This is a genomic window from Acidovorax sp. JMULE5, assembly GCF_013376875.1.
GTDB classification, from domain to species: domain Bacteria; phylum Pseudomonadota; class Gammaproteobacteria; order Burkholderiales; family Burkholderiaceae_C; genus Acidovorax; species Acidovorax facilis.
The window spans coordinates 1,188,370-1,205,054 of sequence record NZ_CP035951.1; the positions used below are offsets into that span (position 1 = coordinate 1,188,370).

19 protein-coding genes are annotated in these 16,685 nt (G+C 63.6%); 11 read left to right on the plus strand and 8 right to left on the minus strand.

Annotated elements, in window-relative coordinates; genetic code table 11:
• Window positions 1–6 precede the first annotated feature (6 nt).
• From EXV95_RS05390 to icd, 3 genes are all read right to left on the minus strand, one after another.
• Window positions 7–402, minus strand: coding sequence for a response regulator (locus tag EXV95_RS05390; protein ID WP_176886090.1), 396 nt, complete (start codon window positions 400–402; stop codon window positions 7–9).
• On the minus strand, window positions 399–2,252 hold the full coding sequence (locus tag EXV95_RS05395) for a PAS domain S-box protein (protein ID WP_176886091.1): 1,854 nt from the start codon (window positions 2,250–2,252) through the stop codon (window positions 399–401). The genes EXV95_RS05390 and EXV95_RS05395 overlap by 4 nt, the downstream gene beginning before the upstream one ends.
• A 282-nt stretch (window positions 2,253–2,534) precedes the next feature.
• Window positions 2,535–3,794 (minus strand): NADP-dependent isocitrate dehydrogenase, encoded by a 1,260-nt coding sequence (icd, locus tag EXV95_RS05400; RefSeq protein ID WP_055396054.1) that lies wholly within the window; start codon window positions 3,792–3,794, stop codon window positions 2,535–2,537.
• A gap of 303 nt (window positions 3,795–4,097) precedes the next feature.
• Between icd and EXV95_RS25125 the strand changes: the two genes are divergently transcribed.
• Both EXV95_RS25125 and EXV95_RS05410 read left to right on the plus strand, forming a co-directional pair.
• Complete coding sequence (locus EXV95_RS25125) at window positions 4,098–4,238, plus strand: hypothetical protein (RefSeq protein WP_370460194.1); 141 nt, start codon at window positions 4,098–4,100, stop codon at window positions 4,236–4,238.
• 156 nt (window positions 4,239–4,394) lie between these two features.
• Window positions 4,395–4,892 carry a DUF192 domain-containing protein gene (locus tag EXV95_RS05410; protein WP_176886092.1) on the plus strand — a complete coding sequence of 166 codons (498 nt, stop codon included), beginning with the start codon at window positions 4,395–4,397 and terminating at the stop codon, window positions 4,890–4,892.
• A gap of 283 nt (window positions 4,893–5,175) precedes the next feature.
• Here EXV95_RS05410 and EXV95_RS05415 read toward each other — a convergent pair whose 3' ends face one another.
• Complete coding sequence (locus tag EXV95_RS05415; protein ID WP_176886093.1) at window positions 5,176–5,757, minus strand: superoxide dismutase; 582 nt, start codon at window positions 5,755–5,757, stop codon at window positions 5,176–5,178.
• 210 nt (window positions 5,758–5,967) lie between these two features.
• Window positions 5,968–7,293 (minus strand): exodeoxyribonuclease VII large subunit, encoded by a 1,326-nt coding sequence (xseA, locus tag EXV95_RS05420; protein WP_176886094.1) that lies wholly within the window; start codon window positions 7,291–7,293, stop codon window positions 5,968–5,970.
• Window positions 7,294–7,645: 352 nt separating this feature from the next.
• On the opposite strand from xseA, the gene EXV95_RS05425 reads away from it, so the two are divergent.
• From EXV95_RS05425 to adk, 6 genes are all read left to right on the plus strand, one after another.
• Window positions 7,646–8,290 carry a MotA/TolQ/ExbB proton channel family protein gene (locus tag EXV95_RS05425; protein ID WP_055396044.1) on the plus strand — a complete coding sequence of 215 codons (645 nt, stop codon included), beginning with the start codon at window positions 7,646–7,648 and terminating at the stop codon, window positions 8,288–8,290.
• A 106-nt stretch (window positions 8,291–8,396) separates the two neighbouring features.
• Window positions 8,397–8,831 (plus strand): biopolymer transporter ExbD, encoded by a 435-nt coding sequence (locus EXV95_RS05430; protein ID WP_176886095.1) that lies wholly within the window; start codon window positions 8,397–8,399, stop codon window positions 8,829–8,831.
• Window positions 8,832–8,836: 5 nt separating this feature from the next.
• Window positions 8,837–9,901 (plus strand): tetraacyldisaccharide 4'-kinase, encoded by a 1,065-nt coding sequence (gene lpxK / locus EXV95_RS05435; RefSeq protein ID WP_176886096.1) that lies wholly within the window; start codon window positions 8,837–8,839, stop codon window positions 9,899–9,901.
• A gap of 70 nt (window positions 9,902–9,971) precedes the next feature.
• Entirely contained in the window at window positions 9,972–10,154 is a 183-nt protein-coding gene (locus EXV95_RS05440; RefSeq protein ID WP_010458810.1) for a Trm112 family protein, read from the plus strand.
• A gap of 74 nt (window positions 10,155–10,228) precedes the next feature.
• Window positions 10,229–10,987, plus strand: coding sequence for a 3-deoxy-manno-octulosonate cytidylyltransferase (gene kdsB / locus EXV95_RS05445; RefSeq protein WP_370460256.1), 759 nt, complete (start codon window positions 10,229–10,231; stop codon window positions 10,985–10,987).
• A 227-nt stretch (window positions 10,988–11,214) separates the two neighbouring features.
• Entirely contained in the window at window positions 11,215–11,871 is a 657-nt protein-coding gene (adk, locus tag EXV95_RS05450) for an adenylate kinase (RefSeq protein ID WP_121420288.1), read from the plus strand.
• Window positions 11,872–11,994: 123 nt separating this feature from the next.
• Here the strand turns inward: adk and EXV95_RS05455 are convergent, their stop codons facing one another.
• From EXV95_RS05455 to EXV95_RS05465, 3 genes are read right to left on the minus strand one after another with little or no spacing between them, the layout of a single operon-like run.
• Complete coding sequence (locus EXV95_RS05455; protein ID WP_121420289.1) at window positions 11,995–12,465, minus strand: DUF6152 family protein; 471 nt, start codon at window positions 12,463–12,465, stop codon at window positions 11,995–11,997.
• A 23-nt stretch (window positions 12,466–12,488) separates the two neighbouring features.
• Window positions 12,489–12,911 carry a hypothetical protein gene (locus tag EXV95_RS05460; RefSeq protein WP_055396033.1) on the minus strand — a complete coding sequence of 141 codons (423 nt, stop codon included), beginning with the start codon at window positions 12,909–12,911 and terminating at the stop codon, window positions 12,489–12,491.
• 16 nt (window positions 12,912–12,927) lie between these two features.
• On the minus strand, window positions 12,928–13,878 hold the full coding sequence (locus tag EXV95_RS05465; protein WP_176886098.1) for an asparaginase: 951 nt from the start codon (window positions 13,876–13,878) through the stop codon (window positions 12,928–12,930).
• An 89-nt stretch (window positions 13,879–13,967) separates the two neighbouring features.
• Here EXV95_RS05465 and lexA point away from each other — a divergent pair, with 89 nt between their 5' ends.
• The 3 genes from lexA to EXV95_RS05480 all read left to right on the plus strand — a co-directional run bounded on the left by lexA (window position 13,968) and on the right by EXV95_RS05480 (window position 16,493).
• Window positions 13,968–14,642, plus strand: coding sequence for a transcriptional repressor LexA (gene lexA, locus EXV95_RS05470; protein WP_176886099.1), 675 nt, complete (start codon window positions 13,968–13,970; stop codon window positions 14,640–14,642).
• A gap of 173 nt (window positions 14,643–14,815) precedes the next feature.
• The gene (locus tag EXV95_RS05475; protein WP_176885328.1) at window positions 14,816–15,304 is read left to right on the plus strand and encodes a hypothetical protein; all 489 of its coding nucleotides are present in this window, start codon (window positions 14,816–14,818) and stop codon (window positions 15,302–15,304) included.
• Between the two features lie 181 nt (window positions 15,305–15,485).
• The gene (locus EXV95_RS05480; protein ID WP_176886100.1) at window positions 15,486–16,493 is read left to right on the plus strand and encodes a D-2-hydroxyacid dehydrogenase family protein; all 1,008 of its coding nucleotides are present in this window, start codon (window positions 15,486–15,488) and stop codon (window positions 16,491–16,493) included.
• Window positions 16,494–16,685 lie beyond the last annotated feature (192 nt).

Below are 16,685 nucleotides of genomic sequence, written 5' to 3' on the forward strand. Positions count from 1 at the left end.
CCAACGTCAGGCCGCGCCCGGCGGCGCGTGGAATGAAGAACCCAGAAACGCCTCGACCTGGCTCACGAAGGTTTCGGGCGTGATGGGCTTGGACAGGTGCTCGTCGAAACCCACCTCAAGGGCTTTTTCGCGGTCACCTGGCATCGAAAAAGCGGTCACGGCCACCAGCGGCACCACACGCCACCCGTGGTGCGAGCGCAGGCTTTGTGCCACCTCATAGCCATTCATCATCGGCATTTGCAGGTCGCACAGGATCAGGTCGGGCCCCTCGGCCAGCGCCAGCCCCAGGCCCAGGGCGCCGTTTTCGGCGGCCAACACACGGTGGCCTGCGGCTTCCAGCAGGTAGGTGACGAGTTGCCGACTGGCGTCATCGTCTTCGATGACCAGGATGGTGGCTTTCATGCGCTGGCCTCCTGAAACTCCACAATGAACGTGCTGCCCTGCCCTTCGGCGCTCTCCAGCCCCACACTGCCCCCCAGGGCTTCGGCAAGCTTGCGGCTCAGGTGCAGGCCCAGGCCGGTGCCTTCGTGGTGGCGCCGGTCTGCGCTTTCGACCCGGGAGAAGGCCTCGAAAAGCCGCGACTGCTCCTGCAGCGGAATGCCAGGCCCGGTGTCGCGCACCTGCACCTGCACAGTGCGCCCCTGGGCCGACAAGGTCTCCTCCAGCACCACATCCACACTCCCCCGCGGCGTGAACTTGATGGCATTGCCCACCAGATTGATCAGAATCTGGCTGAAGGCCCGGCGGTCGGTGTGCAACTGCACGGCCTGGGCGGGGGCATACACATTGAACACCAGGCCCTTGCGCACGGCCTCGGGCTCCAGCGTGGCGGCGACCTCCGCAACAATGCTGCGGCAGTCAAGCGGCTCCTTGTGGAGCGACACCTTGTTGGCGCTGAGCTTGGCCACATCGAGCAGGTCATTGATGAGCGAAAGCAGGTGCCGCGCTCCGGTCTGCACGATGCGCAACTGCTTGTCCTGCTCCGGGTTGAGCGGACCCGGCAGCTGCATGAGCAAGGTGCCCGTGAAACCGATGATGGCGTTGAGCGGGGTTCGCAGTTCGTGGGACATGCTGGCCAGGAAACGGTCTTTGACCAAGGCCGCATTTTCAAGCTCCAGGTTCTTGTCGCGCAAGGCCCGCTCGATCCGCTTGCGCTCCGTCACATCGCGGATCGCGCTGGAGACAAACAGGCCTTCTTCCGTCTCCAGCGGGCTCAGGCTGATCTCGACCGGGAACTCGGAACCATCCTTGCGCAAACCATACAGATCAAGGCCCGCCCCCATGGAGCGGGAGCGTGGTTCGGCAAAAAAACCGTGGCGGTGCTCAGGGTGTCGGCCGCTGAAGCGTTCGGGCACCAGCAGCTCGATCTTCTGACCCAGAAGTTCGCTGCGGCTCCAGCCAAACAGTTTCACGGCCTGCGAGTTGACGAGCACGATGCGGCCGTCACGGTCAACGATGACCATCGCGTCCGGCGCGGCTTCAAGCAGGTCCTTGAACTTCTGGTCGGCCCGCTTGCGGTCGGTGATGTCTCGGATCGCGCTCATCACCATCGCGCCTTCTTCGGTGTCGATCGGGCTCAGGCTGATCTCCACTGGAAACTCGCCGCCATCCTTGCGCAGGCCATGCAGCTCCAGCCCCGCCCCCATGGTGCGCGTGCGCGGCGCCCCAAAGAACCCGCTGCGGTGCCCCAGGTGCGCGCCCCGATAGCGGTGTGGCAACAGCACCTCCACGGCCTGCCCTAGCAATTCGGTCCTTTCATAGCCAAACACGCGCTCGGCCTGGGAGTTGACCAGGACGATGCGGCCTGTCACGTTGACCATCACGATCGCGTCGGGTGTGGATTCGAGCAGGTCACGGAACCGCGCCTCCAGCAGCTTGGCCTCGCGCTGGACCTTGAGCTGGGTGACATCCTTCTTGCTCGAAAGAAAGTACAGCAGTTGGCCAGCTTCGTCGCGCACGGCCTTGGTGGACACGTTGACATGCACCAGCGATCCATCCTTGCGGCGGCGCACCGACTCGTGCACGGTGCTGCTCAGGCCCCGCAGGGCCTCGGCCCGGATCTCGTCTTCTTCGTGAGCCCGGTTCTCGGGAACGATGAGATCAATGAGGCGCCTGCCCTGAGCCTCTGCCGATGCATAGCCAAAGATCGCTTCGGCAGCCGGGTTCCAGTTGAGCACAACCCCCTCAGGCGACAGCACCAGCAGCGCATCGGGGTTTTGCTCCCAATATGCGGCAGAAAAATCAGATGCCATGCAGAACTCCCTGTGGGGACCCATCCCTCTGCATCCCGTTGTTGTGTTTGTGAGCGACTGCGGATGCAAGCCCGTGCCATCGCCCGCGCGGGCCCATGGCTGGACCCATCTTAGGCGGGAAGCCCCCCGATTGCCAACCCTGAAATGCCACGGCCAGTTCCGGGCCGCCGACCATCGGGGCAGTTTGGCCCCGGGCGGAGCCCTGCAGCCGCCAGACGACAAAAAGCCCCTGCACCAACAAGGGAACAGGGGCTTGCGAAACGGCGCAAAAGCCGCGCTGGCTTACATGTGGTCGATCATGACCTGACCAAAACCCGAGCAGCTCACCTGGGTGGCTCCGTCCATCAGGCGGGCAAAGTCGTAAGTCACCTTCTTGGAGGCAATCGACTTCTCCAGCGAACTGATGATCAGGTTGGCGGCCTCGATCCAACCCATGTGGCGCAGCATCATCTCGGCCGACAAGATTTCGGAGCCGGGGTTCACATAGTCCTTGCCGGCATATTTGGGGGCCGTGCCGTGGGTGGCTTCAAAACAGGCCACCGAGTCGGACATGTTGGCGCCGGGCGCAATGCCGATCCCGCCCACCTGGGCGGCGAGCGCATCGGAGATGTAATCGCCATTGAGGTTGAGCGTGGCCACCACCGAATACTCGGCCGGGCGCAGCAGGATCTGCTGCAGGAAGGCATCGGCGATGCTGTCCTTGATGGTGATGTCCTTGCCTGTCTTCGGGTTCTTGAGCTTGCACCACGGACCACCGTCGATCAGCTCGGCACCGAACTCCTTTTGCGCCAGGGCGTACGCCCAGTCGCGGAAGCCACCTTCGGTGTACTTCATGATGTTGCCCTTGTGCACGATGGTCACGCTGGGCTTGTCGTTGTCGATGGCGTACTGGATGGCCTTGCGCACCAGGCGCTCGGTGCCCTCGATGGAGACGGGCTTGACGCCGATGCCCGAGGTGTTGGGAAAGCGGATTTTCTTCACGCCCATCTCGTCCTGCAGGAACTTGATGAGTTTCTTGGCCTTGTCCGACTCGGCCTCGAACTCGATGCCGGCATAGATGTCTTCCGAGTTCTCGCGGAAGATCACCATGTTGGTCTTTTCGGGCTCTTTCAGCGGCGAAGGCACGCCCTTGAAATACTGCACGGGGCGCAGGCAGACATACAGATCCAGCTCCTGGCGCAGTGCCACGTTCAGCGAACGGATGCCGCCACCCACGGGCGTGGTCAGCGGGCCCTTGATCGACACCACGTACTCGCGCAACACCTGCAGGGTTTCTTCGGGCAGCCACACGTCAGGGCCATAGACCTTGGTGGATTTCTCGCCCGCATACACCTCCATCCAGTGGATCTTCTTCTTGCCGCCATAGGCCTTGGCCACTGCAGCGTCCACCACCTTGATCATCACCGGCGTGATGTCGAGCCCCGTGCCATCGCCTTCAATGAAGGGAATGATGGGCTGGTCCGGCACATTCAGCGACATGTCGGCATTGACCGTGATTTTCTGGCCTTCGGCAGGCACCTTGATGTGCTGGTAGCTGGTCATGGAAGGGGTGTCTCCTGTGGAAGCTGAAGCAGATTCAGCAGATGGGGCAAAGCGCTCGGTAGCCAGTCAATTCTAATGACAATTTTTTGGGCAAAGCCTCTGCCAGCCCGCGCGCCGCTGCTATCGTTGTGGGCGAAGCCGTGCAGGTTTGCGCGGCTTCAGATCCTCTCTTTCAACCCCTTCACTGGAAACGGCATATATGAAAAAACTCCTCGCTGTCCTGGTGGCTGGTCTGTTGGGTGCAAGTGCTTTTGCACAGGCGCCTGCAGCCGCTCCGGCCCCGCCCCCGCAGCCCCAGCGCCCATGGCTGCACCCGCTGCACCTGTAGCTGCTGCCCCGGCACCCGTCGCCAAAACCAAGGCAAAGGCCAAGGCCACCAAAACGGCCAAAAAGAAAACCACCAAGAAGGTCGCCAAGAAAAAGACCACCCACAAGGCAGCCTGACGCTGGCATGCAGCACCCTTCGCGGGGTCATGCACATTGCTTCAAAATCGCCCGCTACTGCGGGCGTTTTCTTTTTCCGTTCTTTTCCCCTTCTTTTGCCCGCCGGTTCGGCGCCCCTTGTGCGGACGCTGCCCCCTTGTCCAGAAAGCCTTGCCCATGACCGCTTTTGCACTTGCCTTGCCTTTTTCCGCTGCCACACGGCGCACCGTGGCCGCCGCGCTGTTGACCGCCGCTGTGGGACTGCAGTTCACCACGGCACAGGCCCAGGACGGCCCCCAGCTGAATTTGCAGCGTGTGGAACTGACCGCAGGCATGCACCGCATTGACGCCCAGGTGGCCGCCACGCCCCAGGAGCGCCAGACCGGCCTGATGCATCGCAAGGAGATGCCCCAGCACGAGGGCATGCTGTTTGTGTTTGAACAACCCGCGCAGCAGTGCTTCTGGATGAAGAACACGCTGCTGCCGCTCACTGCGGCGTTTGTGGATGACGACGGCACCATCGTGAACCTGGCCGACATGAAGCCCCAGACGCTGGATTCGCACTGTTCGGCAAAACCGGTGCGCTACGTGCTGGAGATGAACCAGGGATGGTTTGCCAAGAAAAACATCAAGGCAGGCGCCAAGCTGGGTGGAGCCCTTTTCAGCCGCAAGTGACGCAGGACCACCCAGGGACTTGCGCAGATCCGGATGCCACAGCCCCATAGGCCTTGGCCCTGGGCCCTGCTGCTTGCCCGAGCGCTGTCTTGCCGACATCGCAACCCCATGATCCGGGAGCGCAAATTACTATCATTTATATAGCTGCTAGCGCTTATCCAGAAAGCGCTAGACGCCGAAAACACCTCAAATTCCCCAACAAAAAACGGCCCGAAGGCCGTTTTTTGTTGCCCGCAGACCTCAGTCCGTCAGGACAGGTCACTCGCGGGGCGCGGATCGCGCATCAGGCGAAGTTGGCTTCGGCAAACTTCCAGTTCACCAGCTTGTCGAGGAAGGTCTCGACGAACTTGGGGCGCATGTTGCGGTAGTCGATGTAGTACGCGTGTTCCCACACGTCCACCGTCAGCAGCGCCTTGTCGGCGGTGGTCAGCGGCGTGCCGGCGGCGCCGGTGTTCACGATGTCCACGCTGCCGTCGGCCTTCTTTACCAGCCAAGTCCAGCCCGAACCGAAGTTGCCCACGGCAGACTTCACAAACGCTTCCTTGAAGGCGGCGTAGCTGCCCCACTTGGCGTTGATGGCTGCAGCCAGCGCGCCGGTTGGCTCACCGCCACCCTGAGGAGCCATGCAGTTCCAGAAGAACGTGTGGTTCCAGATCTGCGCTGCATTGTTGTAGATACCGCCGCTGGCCTTCTTGACGATCTCTTCGAGCGTCATGGCTTCGAACTCGGTGCCCTTTTGCAGATTGTTGAGGTTCACCACATAGGCGTTGTGGTGTTTGCCGTGGTGGTACTCCAGGGTTTCCTGGCTGTAGTTCGGAGCCAGGGCATCGATGGCGTAGGGCAGCGGGGGAAGGGTATGTTCCATGGTGGTGTTTCCTTGTGGTTTGAAATTCCGGGATGCCATCTGCAACGCTTTTTTTCCCTGAGCAATGCAGTCGGACACAGCGCGAAGGGGGCATTGTAGGAACATCAGGTGACCTGTGCAGCGTGAGGCCACCCAGATCCGGCCTGCAGCACCACAAACCGCTGCTGTCCTACAGAAGCGCGCCTTCTAACGCATCGCAACATCACCCCGTTACAGCAGTCGCGGCTGGGCCACCGTCACGTCCACCACGCCATCGGCCAGTGTGGCGAGCAGGGCATCGCCGGGATGGGCACGCCGCACGCTGGTCACGGCCCGGCCCTCGGTATCGGTGAGCAGCGCGTAGCCGCGCTGCAGTACCAAGCGCGGGTCCAGCAGTTCCAGCCGCAGCGCGGCGCGGTCGAGCCGCTCGGCGTGCTGTGCCAGGCACCGTTGTTTTTTTTGAGGAAAATCGGCCTCCAGCGCTTGCTGGGATTGCGCAAGCCGCTGCAATTTTAATAGCACTCCATGGCGCATGCGCTGGGCCAGGCGTGCCAGTTGCATCTGCTCGCGCGCCACCAGGCCCGACGGGCGGCCTAGCCGCGCTGCCGCCTGGTCCAGCCGCTGGTGCCGGGTGTCGAGCTGGCGCTGCACGCCGTCGCTGATGCGCCCAGCCAGCAGCCCGAGCGCCCCCAGCCACACATCGCGCGGCTGGGCCACCAGCTCGGCGGCGGCGGTGGGCGTGGGGGCGCGCAGGTCGGCGCAGAAGTCGGCGATGGTGAAGTCGGTCTCGTGCCCCACCCCGCTGATGAGCGGCACCGGGCTTTGCACGATGGTCCGGGCCAGTTGTTCGTCGTTGAAGGCCCACAGATCTTCGATGGAACCGCCCCCGCGCACCAGCAGGATCACGTCAATGGGCGGATTTTTGGTCAAATCAGCCCCTGGCGCTTGTCCCGCTTGCGCAAGCAGATACAGTTTTGATAGCGCCGCAACCAGCGAAGCAGGTGCTGCGGCGCCCTGCACCTGCGCAGGCACCAGCACCACCGGAATGTGCGGCACGCGACGGCGCAGCGCCGTGACCACGTCGTGAAGGGCCGCAGCCCCGGTGGAAGTGACAAGGCCAATGCCACGCGGCTGCAAAGGCAGTGGGCGCTTGCGGGCGCTGTCGAACAAGCCTTCCGTTTCGAGCTGCGCCTTCAGGCGCAGGAACTGCTCGAACAACGCGCCCTGCCCGGCCCGCTGCATGCTTTCCACAATGAACTGCAGATCGCCCCGCGCCTCGTACACCGAAAGGCGCCCGCGCACTTCCACCAATTCGCCATCGCGCGGCGAAAAGTCAAGCAGGCTGGCGGCACGGCGGAACATGGCGCATCGCAACTGGCCGTTCGCGTCTTTGACCGAGAAGTAGCAATGTCCACTGGATGCGCGCGAGAAGCCCGTGATCTCGCCGCGCACCGCGACAGGATTGAAGCGCGCCTCCAGAGCATCAGCAATGGCGCGGCATAGAGCGCCAACTTCCCAGACGCGCGGCGCCGCTGCGGGGCTGGGGCGCTCAAACATGAGAAACGGCGGGCGTTTGCGCCGCGCGCACCGCGCAAGTACTCCACAGAATCTGGCCAGCGGCAGTTACCACAGCCACATAACTAAAAACCGCCCGCAAAACACCAGAGCACGTACAAGTTATTGATTTATATAGCTTTTTCATTGCGCAATTTTTCATCAATCTGTTGCAAGCACGGCGTGGCGCCACTTTGCGAGGCCTGGAACAGTGGTTGCCCACAAAGTTATCCACAGATTTTGTGGGTGAGCAGATGGGGCGACGGGGCGCACAGCAACGTAACGGTTTGTGACGAGATGGGCCCTGCAAGCTGGGCCATAATCGCCGATTGCTTTCATCTGCGCGGAGAGAGATTTGCTGTCCATCATACAAGCCGCAGGCTGGCCCATCTGGCCCCTGATTGCGTGTTCCGTCCTGGGAATGGCGCTGATTTTCGAACGGTTCGTGGCCCTCAAGACGGCCCGTGTCGCCCCCCCGAAATTGCTCGATGAAGCCATCACGGTCTCGTCCAAGGCCGTGCCCACCCCCGACGTGGTGAACCAGTTGGCGCAAAACTCCGCCCTGGGCGAAGTGCTGGCCAGCGGCCTGCGCACCCTCAACAGCAACCCCCAGTGCAGCGAGACCGACCTGCGTGCCGCCATGGAAGGCGCGGGGCGCGCCGTGGCGCACCGGCTGGAAAAATACCTGTCGGCACTGGCCACCATCGCCTCGGCCGCGCCCTTGCTGGGCCTGCTGGGCACGGTGATCGGCATGATCGAGATCTTTGGCTCGCAGGCCGGCAGCGGTGGCGTGGGCCAGGCCATGGGTGGCGGCAACCCGGCCCAGCTGGCGCATGGCATCTCGATCGCGCTCTACAACACGGCTTTTGGCCTCATCGTGGCCATCCCGGCGCTGATCTTCTGGCGCTACTTCCGCGCCCGGGTGGATGCCTATCTGCTCACCTTGGAGTTGGCTTCGGAACAATTTGTGCGCCACATCCTGCGTTTGCGGAAGAAATGACGCCCCCACGGTCCGCCCGCTGCGCGTGGCTCCCTGCCCCCCAAGGGGGCCGCGTTTTGCCTTGGGGCGGCCCGGCGGCAAAACCTCAGCCTGAAAGGCTTCGCCAATGAACTTCCGTCCCCGCGCCAAGGAAGAGCCGGAGATCAACCTGATCCCGTTCATCGACGTGCTGCTGGTGATCCTCATCTTTCTGATGCTGACCACCACCTACAGCAAGTTCACCGAGCTGCAGCTCACGCTGCCCGTGGCCGATGCCGAGCAGCAACGCGACCACCCCAAGGAAGTCATCGTGTCCGTGGCCGCCGACGGGCGCTACGCCGTCAACAAGACGGGCGTGGACGGCAAAAGCGTGGACGCGATCGCGCAGGCCTTGCGCAGTGCCGCCACAGCGGGCCAGGGCAGTGTGGTCATCATCAGCGCCGATGCGATGGCGCCGCACCAGTCCGTGGTTTCGGTGATGGAGGCAGCGCGCCGCGTGGGCCTCACGCAGATCACGTTTGCCACGCAGTCTTCGGCTGCGGCGCGCAGCCCCAGCCGCTGACACGCATGGCTGCCCCCGGGCTGCAGCCGCCCTCGCCCAGCGCCCCCGCATTGCGGGGCGCAGCCCTCCCCCCACCCGCCTCCGGGCTCCAGAAAATCTGGCAGACACGCGGCCCGCTCGCCTGGGTGCTGTGGCCGGTCTCGCGGGTCTACCGCACGCTGGTCGGTATGCGGCGCGGGCTTTACCGCATCGGCCTGCTGAAGGCGGAGCACCCTGGCCGCCCGGTCATCGTCGTGGGCAACGTGATTGCCGGAGGCGCAGGTAAAACCCCCGTGGTCATTGCCGTTGTCCAGCATCTGCAAGGTCTGGGCCTGCGCCCCGGCGTGGTCTCACGCGGCTACGGCCGCAGCACCACCGACTGCCGCGAGGTGACGCCCGACAGCCCCGCCCATGAGGTGGGCGATGAACCCGCCCTTATCGCGCGCAACTGCCGGGTGCCCGTGTTTGTGGCGCCTCGCCGCATCACCGCCGCCCGCGCCCTGCGGGCTGCCCACCCAAACACCGACGTGATCGTTTGCGACGATGGCCTGCAGCACCTGGCCCTGGCGCGCGATCTGGAGGTCTGCATCTTCAACGAACAGGGCGTGGGCAACGCTTTCCTGCTGCCAGCGGGGCCCCTGCGTGAGCCCTGGCCACGCGCGGTGGATTTTGTGCTGCACGCAGGGACTCTGCCGCCTGGAAGCGACCCCGCCCATGCCTATGGCCTGCAACGCCGACTGGCCCCCTATGCCTTGCGTGCGGACGGCACCCGGGTACCACTGTCGGACCTGCAAGGCCAGCCGCTGCATGCCGCGGCGGCCGTGGCACGCCCCGAAGTGTTCTTTGCCATGCTGCAGGCTGAGGCGCTGCAGCTGGCACACACGGAAGCCTTGCCAGATCACTATGATTTTGATAGCTGGACCCGCTCATCTGACAAGCGCTACCCGCTAATTTGCACCGAAAAAGACGCTGTCAAGCTCTGGCAACACCACCCGGACGCGTTGGCCGTGCCCCTGCAATTGCACATTGACCCGGCCTTTTTCGCAGCGCTGGATGTGCGCCTGCTGGCCTTGGGCGTCCACAGGCATTAACGATTCACCGCCCGGGCCGCCGCTATCATCCTTGCCTGCCCGAACGAACCTCCTGGAAAGCGCTGTCACCATGGATCCCAAACTGCTTGAACTGCTGGTCTGCCCCGTCACCAAAGGCCCGCTGACCTACGACCGCGATGCCCAGGAACTGGTCTCCCGCAGCGCTCGCCTGGCCTATCCGGTGCGGGACGGCATTCCGGTGCTGCTCGAAAACGAAGCCCGCACACTCACCGACGAGGAACTGGAGCAGTGAGCGCAGCAACGGATCCCGGCACGCCAGGCGCTCCAACCGCGAGCGGTCGCTTCACGGTGCTGATCCCAGCGCGCATGGCATCCAGCCGCTTGCCCGACAAACCCCTGGCCGATATCGCGGGCCTGCCCATGGTGGTACGGGTGGCCCAGCGTGCCGCCCAAAGTGCAGCAGCCCGCGTGGTGGTGGCAGCCGATGACCCCCGCATCCTGCAGGCCTGCACCGCCCATGGCGTGCAAGCGATACTGACCCGCGCCGACCACCCCAGCGGCAGCGACCGCCTGGCCGAAGCCTGTACCCAGCTGGGCCTGGACGGGGACGACGTGGTCGTCAACGTGCAAGGCGATGAACCTTTGATAGACCCCGGCCTCATCGACGCTGTGGCAGCCCTCCTGCCCACCCAGCCGGAGGCCAGCATGGGCACCGCAGCCCACGCCATTGCGTCACTGGCCGACTACACCAACCCCAACGTGGTGAAAGTGGTGCTGGACGCGCGTGGCCTAGCCCACTACTTCAGCCGCGCGCCCATCCCTTTTGCGCGGGACCATATGGGATTGGCCTGGTGGCAAGGTGCCGCCGAGGCGGCGGCACCCGGTGTGGCGGACCTGGCGGGATTCGCGCCACTGCGGCATGTGGGCGTCTACAGCTATCGCGCAGGCTTTCTGCGCCAATTTCCTGCCCTGGCACCCGCCCCCACCGAGGCGGTGGAAGCGCTGGAGCAACTGCGCGCCCTGTGGCACGGCCACCGCATTGCGGTTCACCTGGCCAACGCAGCCCCTGGCCCGGGCGTGGATACGCCCGCAGACCTGGAACGGGTTCGCAGCCTTTTCCGATGAGGAGCGGGCCGGTGGCGCGCGCCGCGCCGGTCCGCCGAATGCCCCGGCTATCCACCCTGCGACACCCCTGCCCAACCCGGTGCAGCATGTAAGTCAGCGCAAGGGAGTCGCATGCTATCCTCGACCGCAACGAGAGCACCGCATCCCGGGCGCACAGAACGGCTTCAGGCGCCCTTCGAACGTCCCCGCCAGCGGCGCCAACCGATTTCTAACCTTCGAGGACTTCCATGAGACTGATTTTGTTGGGCGCGCCTGGCGCCGGAAAGGGCACGCAAGCCACGTTCATCTGCCAGAAGTACGGCATCCCCCAGATCTCCACCGGCGACATGCTGCGCGCAGCCGTCAAGGCCGGCACCCCTCTGGGCCTGCAGGCCAAGGCGGTGATGGATTCGGGCGCCCTGGTCAGTGACGACATCATCATCGGTCTCGTCAAGGAGCGCATCACGCAAGCAGACTGCGCCAACGGCTTCCTGTTCGACGGCTTCCCCCGCACCATTCCCCAGGCCGATGCCATGAAGGCAGCGGGCGTCAAGCTCGACTACGTGCTCGAAATCGATGTGCCTTTTGACGCCATCATCGAACGCATGAGCGGCCGCCGCTCGCACCCCGCCAGCGGCCGCACCTACCATGTCAAGTTCAACCCGCCCAAGGTGGAAGGCAAGGACGACGTGACGGGCGAAGAGCTGATCCAGCGCGAAGACGACAAGGAAGAAACCGTCAAGAAGCGCCTGCAGGTCTACAGCGACCAGACGCGCCCCCTGGTGGACTATTACAGCAATTGGGCCCAGGCCGAACCCGAGCTGGCCCCCAAGTACCGCGCCATCAGCGGCACGGGCAGCGTGGACGAGATCACGGCACGCGCACTGCAGGCACTGGCCAGTTAAGGCATGGGGCTTTCGCCCCCGGCAACCAGCGACGCCGTGGCAGCAGGGCGTCGCTTTTTTTATGCGGCGCAGGGAACCCGCTTCCAGCCTTTCGCGTGGCTATACCCGTGCCATACCGGTGGGTCAGGCTGGGCTGGAGCGTAAGCCGTAGGCTTTGCCATCCACAAACAGGTATTCCGCCCGCAGCACCGCGTCACCCTTCTCTTCGCGCAGGGTAAAGCCCACCACCGATACCGCAGTGCCGGGTTTGATCTCCTGCACCTGCCAGGCCTGCATGCGGGTCAGGGGCGCCAGCTCCACCTCCCAGCGGCGGTCTTTGCGGGTGGGCAAAACCGTCTTGGCCAGCAAGGCCTTGCCATCCACGGGGGACGCCTGCGCAGGCACCGCACGCTGGGCCAGATCCGCCGGCAGCTTCAGTTCGGCAGGTGTCTCCAGCTCCAGCTCGGCGTGTGGGTTTTGCCAGCGCACTTTGCGCACGGTGCCTTCCAGGTAGATGGGACGGTCGGGGTCAAAACTGCTCCACCCATGGTGGGCACGCGCGCCCCAGGGAATGGCCGTGGCGGCCAGGAGCACGTGGCGGCGTTGCAGGCTCATCGGTTTTCTCCTTGTCATGTCGATCAGAGGTAAGCAATCCAGCGGCCACACACCACCACAGCCAGCCAGATCACGGTGGAACCCAGCATCTGTACCCGGGCCAGGGCATCCAGGCGAGCCAGCGAACCCCGCCCATGGAACCACGCTGCGTTGCAACCTGCAAGCATTAACAGCAGCATCTTCAAGGTGAATGCGCGGCTGGCGAGCAGTTCGGCAGGCTGCGTGGCAAACATCAAGAGGCCCGACGCCGCTGCCAGGCCAAAACCACACAACGCCAGCGACAGGCTGAGCCGCGCCAAGTCCTTGACAGGCAGCGCCGCCCCACGGCCAAACACCCGCAACTCCAGCAAGACCAAATTGCCCAGCAGCAAGGCAATGCCCACGATGTGCACCACCTCCAGCGCGGGGTAAGCCCACGCATGGGACTTAAGAGCTGCAAAAAACATCGGGCGGCCTTGTTGCTCAGTGCAGCAGTTCGAGCATCAGCGAGATCCTGGCCTTCAAGGGAGATAGACCCTGGGAGTCCGGCAATGCGTCCCCCGGCTTGGGCAGCACCTGCCCCTCGGGGCAGCGTGTGGATCGCACCACGCGCACACCCGCCTCCTGGGCACGCAGCAATGCGGCCTCCAGAGCATGGTGGATGGTGCCATTGCCCGTGCAGGCCACCACCAGCCCCTGGACCCCATCCCGCACCAGTGCGTCCACCATGGTTCCCGATGCGCCAGCGTGGCTGATGACCACTTCCACGCGGGGCCAGGCTGCGGCATTCACTACATTTTCAATAGCATTCAATGCTGGAACACCAAGCGCCAAGGGCCAATCCTGCACAAGGCGGACAGCCCCCTCCTCCACCCAACCCAAAGGCCCGGCCTCGCCCGAGTTGAACGCATTCACCCGGTAGGGGTGCACCTTCTGAACCTGCCGTGCCCCATGAATTTCGCCAGCGGCGACCGCCAGCACACCCCGTGCGCCGGGCGTGACCGCCACAGCAACAGCGTCCAGAAGATTCTGAGGCCCATCGGGCGTGAGCGCCGTGGCCGGGCGCATGGCACAGGTCAGCACCACGGGTTTCGCGCGGGTGTCCAGCACTTCGTGCAGAAACCACGCCGTCTCTTCCAGCGTGTCGGTTCCGTGGGTAATGACTACACCACGCACCTCGGGATCTTCCAGGTGGTGCGCACAGCGCAGCGCCAGCGCCTGCCACACCTGGCCATCCATGTCCTTGCTGTCGATCTGGGCCACCTGCTCCGCCACCAGCACGCCCCGCGCGGCCTGCTGCAATCCGGGAACAGCTGCAAGCAGTTGCCCGACCCCTACCTGCGCAGCGGTGTAGCCGATGTTGTCGCCAGCCTGCGCGGACGTGCCTGCAATGGTGCCTCCGGTGCCCAAAACCACAATTTTTTGCCCACTCACTTGCGTACTCCGAAAAACTGGTGAAAAATACAGTTACTGGATTAAAAAACAGTTGTCCATCACTGTAGCCGCCTCCACCGGAAACCACCATGCTCGACAACCCGAAACTCACTGCCCGCCAGCAACAGATTCTGGATCTCATCCAGACGGCCATTGCACGCACCGGGGCGCCCCCCACCCGTGCAGAGATCGCTGCCGAACTGGGGTTCAAGTCGGCCAACGCGGCAGAAGAACATCTCCAGGCGCTGGCGCGCAAAGGCGTAATCGAGCTGGTCAGTGGCACATCCCGTGGCATCCGGTTGCGCGGTGACACCGTGCGCTCCATCAACGCAGCGCGCGGCAACCAGTTCAGCCTGCCGATTCCCGGGCTCTCACAACTGGTGCTACCCCTGGTGGGACGTGTGGCGGCAGGGTCGCCCATTCTCGCGCAGGAACACGTTGACCAAACCTACAGTGTGGAAAACAGCCTGTTCCATCACAAGCCCGATTACCTGCTCAAAGTGCGCGGTATGTCGATGCGCGATGCCGGAATCATGGATGGCGATCTGCTGGCCGTGCAGTCCACCCGCGAAGCCCGCAACGGCCAGATCATCGTGGCCCGTCTGGGAGACGATGTGACGGTCAAGCGCCTGCGCCGTACTGCGACCGCCATCGAACTGCTGCCCGAGAACCCGGATTACCCGGTCATCGTAGTACAGCCCGGCGAACCCTTTGAGATTGAAGGGCTCGCCGTCGGCCTCATCCGCAACACCATGCTGATGTAGCCACAGCGCTCCATCGCATGCACTTATGAATTAGTTCGTTAGCTGCCGCGCTGCAGGTGGCGGGCGTTTGGCGCACTGGTAAAACCGGTACGCCAGCCCTGCGGTGCCGGTTTACTTTGCAATCCTGCCTATGTCCAACCCCCGACCCTCGGAGTTTTCACATGGGAATTGCCTTGACCACCTTTTCTGCGCTCTCCAGCACTCTGCGTACCTTGACCCATTGGCTCCACACCTTCAAGGAGCCGTCTGCAGCAGACCTGCCTGCGCCCCGCTCCCATCCCGATGACGCGGACCCGGGCCGCAGGAGCAGATCAGAAGGCGCTGACAAGCCCCGCCGTTCATCCAACATCCCCAGTCAACGTCCACCGCGAGGCAACTGGCCCTTTACGGTCAGCCCACAGACACCACCCACCGGTGCCACCACGCGGTTTGTGGCCACCAATACCGATGCCCGGGCGTCCATACCGCCGCCTGCCGCTACCCGCGTTGCCTGTGGATCATCCAGATTGGCAGACGGCTTAGGCGGCAGGGCTGCCAAGGTCCTGCGCAGGGTCCCCACATCGGGCGGCTCAGGCCGACTGGTGATCGCCGGCCGCATGGCCGATGTGTGCGCCGAGCTGGACCGCCTGGCTGCATCCGAGGCGGCGCTGCACGCCTGTTGAGCCCAAGGCATGCACCACCCAGCGATCCATTGACTGCTTTGTATATGGAGGATGCTGCCTGATCGCTGTGGACGGCGCTTGTCGAGGTCGCCAACACTCCGTCACCAAAAGCCCCATCCTTTCCTGTGCCAGGAGGCGGTCCGGTATGAAACGGCCGGCGTGGCCAAGGCACAATGTCGGAATGAACATTGTGATTCTCGACGACTACCAGGACGCAGTCCGCAAGCTTCACTGCGCATCCCGGCTCGACGCGTACACCGCCAAGGTCTACACCAACACCGTCAAGGGGCTGGGCCAGCTGTCCGTCCGCCTCAAAGACGCTGACATCATCGTGCTCGTGCGGGAGCGCACCCAGATCACCCGTCAACTGGTGGAGAAACTTCCCCGCCTCAAGCTCATCGCGCAAACCGGCAAGATCGGCAGTCACATTGATGTAGCTGCCTGTACGGAACGTGGGATTGCAGTGGCAGAAGGCATAGGCTCACCCGTGGCCCCCGCAGAGCTGACGTGGGCACTTGTCATGGCCGCAATGCGCCGACTGCCGCAGTACATCTCCAACCTCAAGCATGGCGCCTGGCAACAATCAGGGCTGAAGACGGCATCCATGCCTCCCAATTTTGGCCTTGGCAGCGTGCTGCGGGGCAAAACGCTGGGTATCTGGGGTTATGGCCGCATTGGCCAATTGGTGGCGGGCTACGGGCGTGCTTTTGGAATGAACGTCCGCATTTGGGGGCGTGAAGCATCACGCGCCCAGGCCTTGACGGATGGGTACCAGGCTGCCACCACGTGCGAGGAGTTTTTCTCGCAATGCGATGTGATCTCGCTCCACCTTCGGCTCAACGACGAAACGCGCGGCATCGTCTCACTCGAAGATCTGTCTTGCATGAAGCCCACCTCCCTGCTGGTCAACACTTCGCGTGCCGAGCTGATTGAGACCGATGCCCTGATTGCAGCCCTGAACCGGGGCCGCCCCGGCATGGCCGCAGTCGATGTATTCGAGAGCGAACCCATCCTTCAGGGCCATGCTCTGCTGCGGCTGGAGAACTGCATTTGCACGCCCCACATTGGCTATGTCGAGCAAGACAGCTATGAGCTTTATTTTGGTGCAGCGTTCGACAATGTGGTGAATTTCATCAAAGGCACTCCCACCAACATCGTGAATCCAGGCGCACTGCAGGTGAGGCGTTAATCTGGCACAAAAATCGGGCAAATCCATCCTCGCTACCGGGGGAACCAGCAAGATTGGAAGCGCCTGACCCCAGTACGGTTGCACCCTCTGCTGCGCCTAGCGCCGGTTTTGGTCATCGCTCCTGTCTTCAACAAACTCCTGCTGCGGGGCATTGAGCAGCCAAGCAGAACACCCCAACCCAGCTGCATTTCA

What these genes read in the sequence shown, in the direction of transcription:
- EXV95_RS05455 (WP_121420289.1), bottom strand. Translation starts at nt 12,465, where the DNA reads ATGAGCCTGCAACGCCGCCACGTGCTCCTGGCCGCCACGGCCATTCCC.
- icd (WP_055396054.1), bottom strand. Translation starts at nt 3,794, where the DNA reads ATGACCAGCTACCAGCACATCAAGGTGCCTGCCGAAGGCCAGAAAATC.
- EXV95_RS05390 (WP_176886090.1), bottom strand. Translation starts at nt 402, where the DNA reads ATGAAAGCCACCATCCTGGTCATCGAAGACGATGACGCCAGTCGGCAA.
- EXV95_RS05460 (WP_055396033.1), bottom strand. Translation starts at nt 12,911, where the DNA reads ATGTTTTTTGCAGCTCTTAAGTCCCATGCGTGGGCTTACCCCGCGCTG.
- adk (WP_121420288.1), top strand. Translation starts at nt 11,215, where the DNA reads ATGAGACTGATTTTGTTGGGCGCGCCTGGCGCCGGAAAGGGCACGCAA.
- EXV95_RS05440 (WP_010458810.1), top strand. Translation starts at nt 9,972, where the DNA reads ATGGATCCCAAACTGCTTGAACTGCTGGTCTGCCCCGTCACCAAAGGC.
- lexA (WP_176886099.1), top strand. Translation starts at nt 13,968, where the DNA reads ATGCTCGACAACCCGAAACTCACTGCCCGCCAGCAACAGATTCTGGAT.
- kdsB (WP_370460256.1), top strand. Translation starts at nt 10,229, where the DNA reads ATGGCATCCAGCCGCTTGCCCGACAAACCCCTGGCCGATATCGCGGGC.
- EXV95_RS05415 (WP_176886093.1), bottom strand. Translation starts at nt 5,757, where the DNA reads ATGGAACATACCCTTCCCCCGCTGCCCTACGCCATCGATGCCCTGGCT.
- xseA (WP_176886094.1), bottom strand. Translation starts at nt 7,293, where the DNA reads ATGTTTGAGCGCCCCAGCCCCGCAGCGGCGCCGCGCGTCTGGGAAGTT.
- lpxK (WP_176886096.1), top strand. Translation starts at nt 8,837, where the DNA reads ATGGCTGCCCCCGGGCTGCAGCCGCCCTCGCCCAGCGCCCCCGCATTG.
- EXV95_RS05480 (WP_176886100.1), top strand. Translation starts at nt 15,486, where the DNA reads ATGAACATTGTGATTCTCGACGACTACCAGGACGCAGTCCGCAAGCTT.
- EXV95_RS05410 (WP_176886092.1), top strand. Translation starts at nt 4,395, where the DNA reads ATGACCGCTTTTGCACTTGCCTTGCCTTTTTCCGCTGCCACACGGCGC.
- EXV95_RS05430 (WP_176886095.1), top strand. Translation starts at nt 8,397, where the DNA reads ATGAACTTCCGTCCCCGCGCCAAGGAAGAGCCGGAGATCAACCTGATC.
- EXV95_RS25125 (WP_370460194.1), top strand. Translation starts at nt 4,098, where the DNA reads ATGGCTGCACCCGCTGCACCTGTAGCTGCTGCCCCGGCACCCGTCGCC.
- EXV95_RS05395 (WP_176886091.1), bottom strand. Translation starts at nt 2,252, where the DNA reads ATGGCATCTGATTTTTCTGCCGCATATTGGGAGCAAAACCCCGATGCG.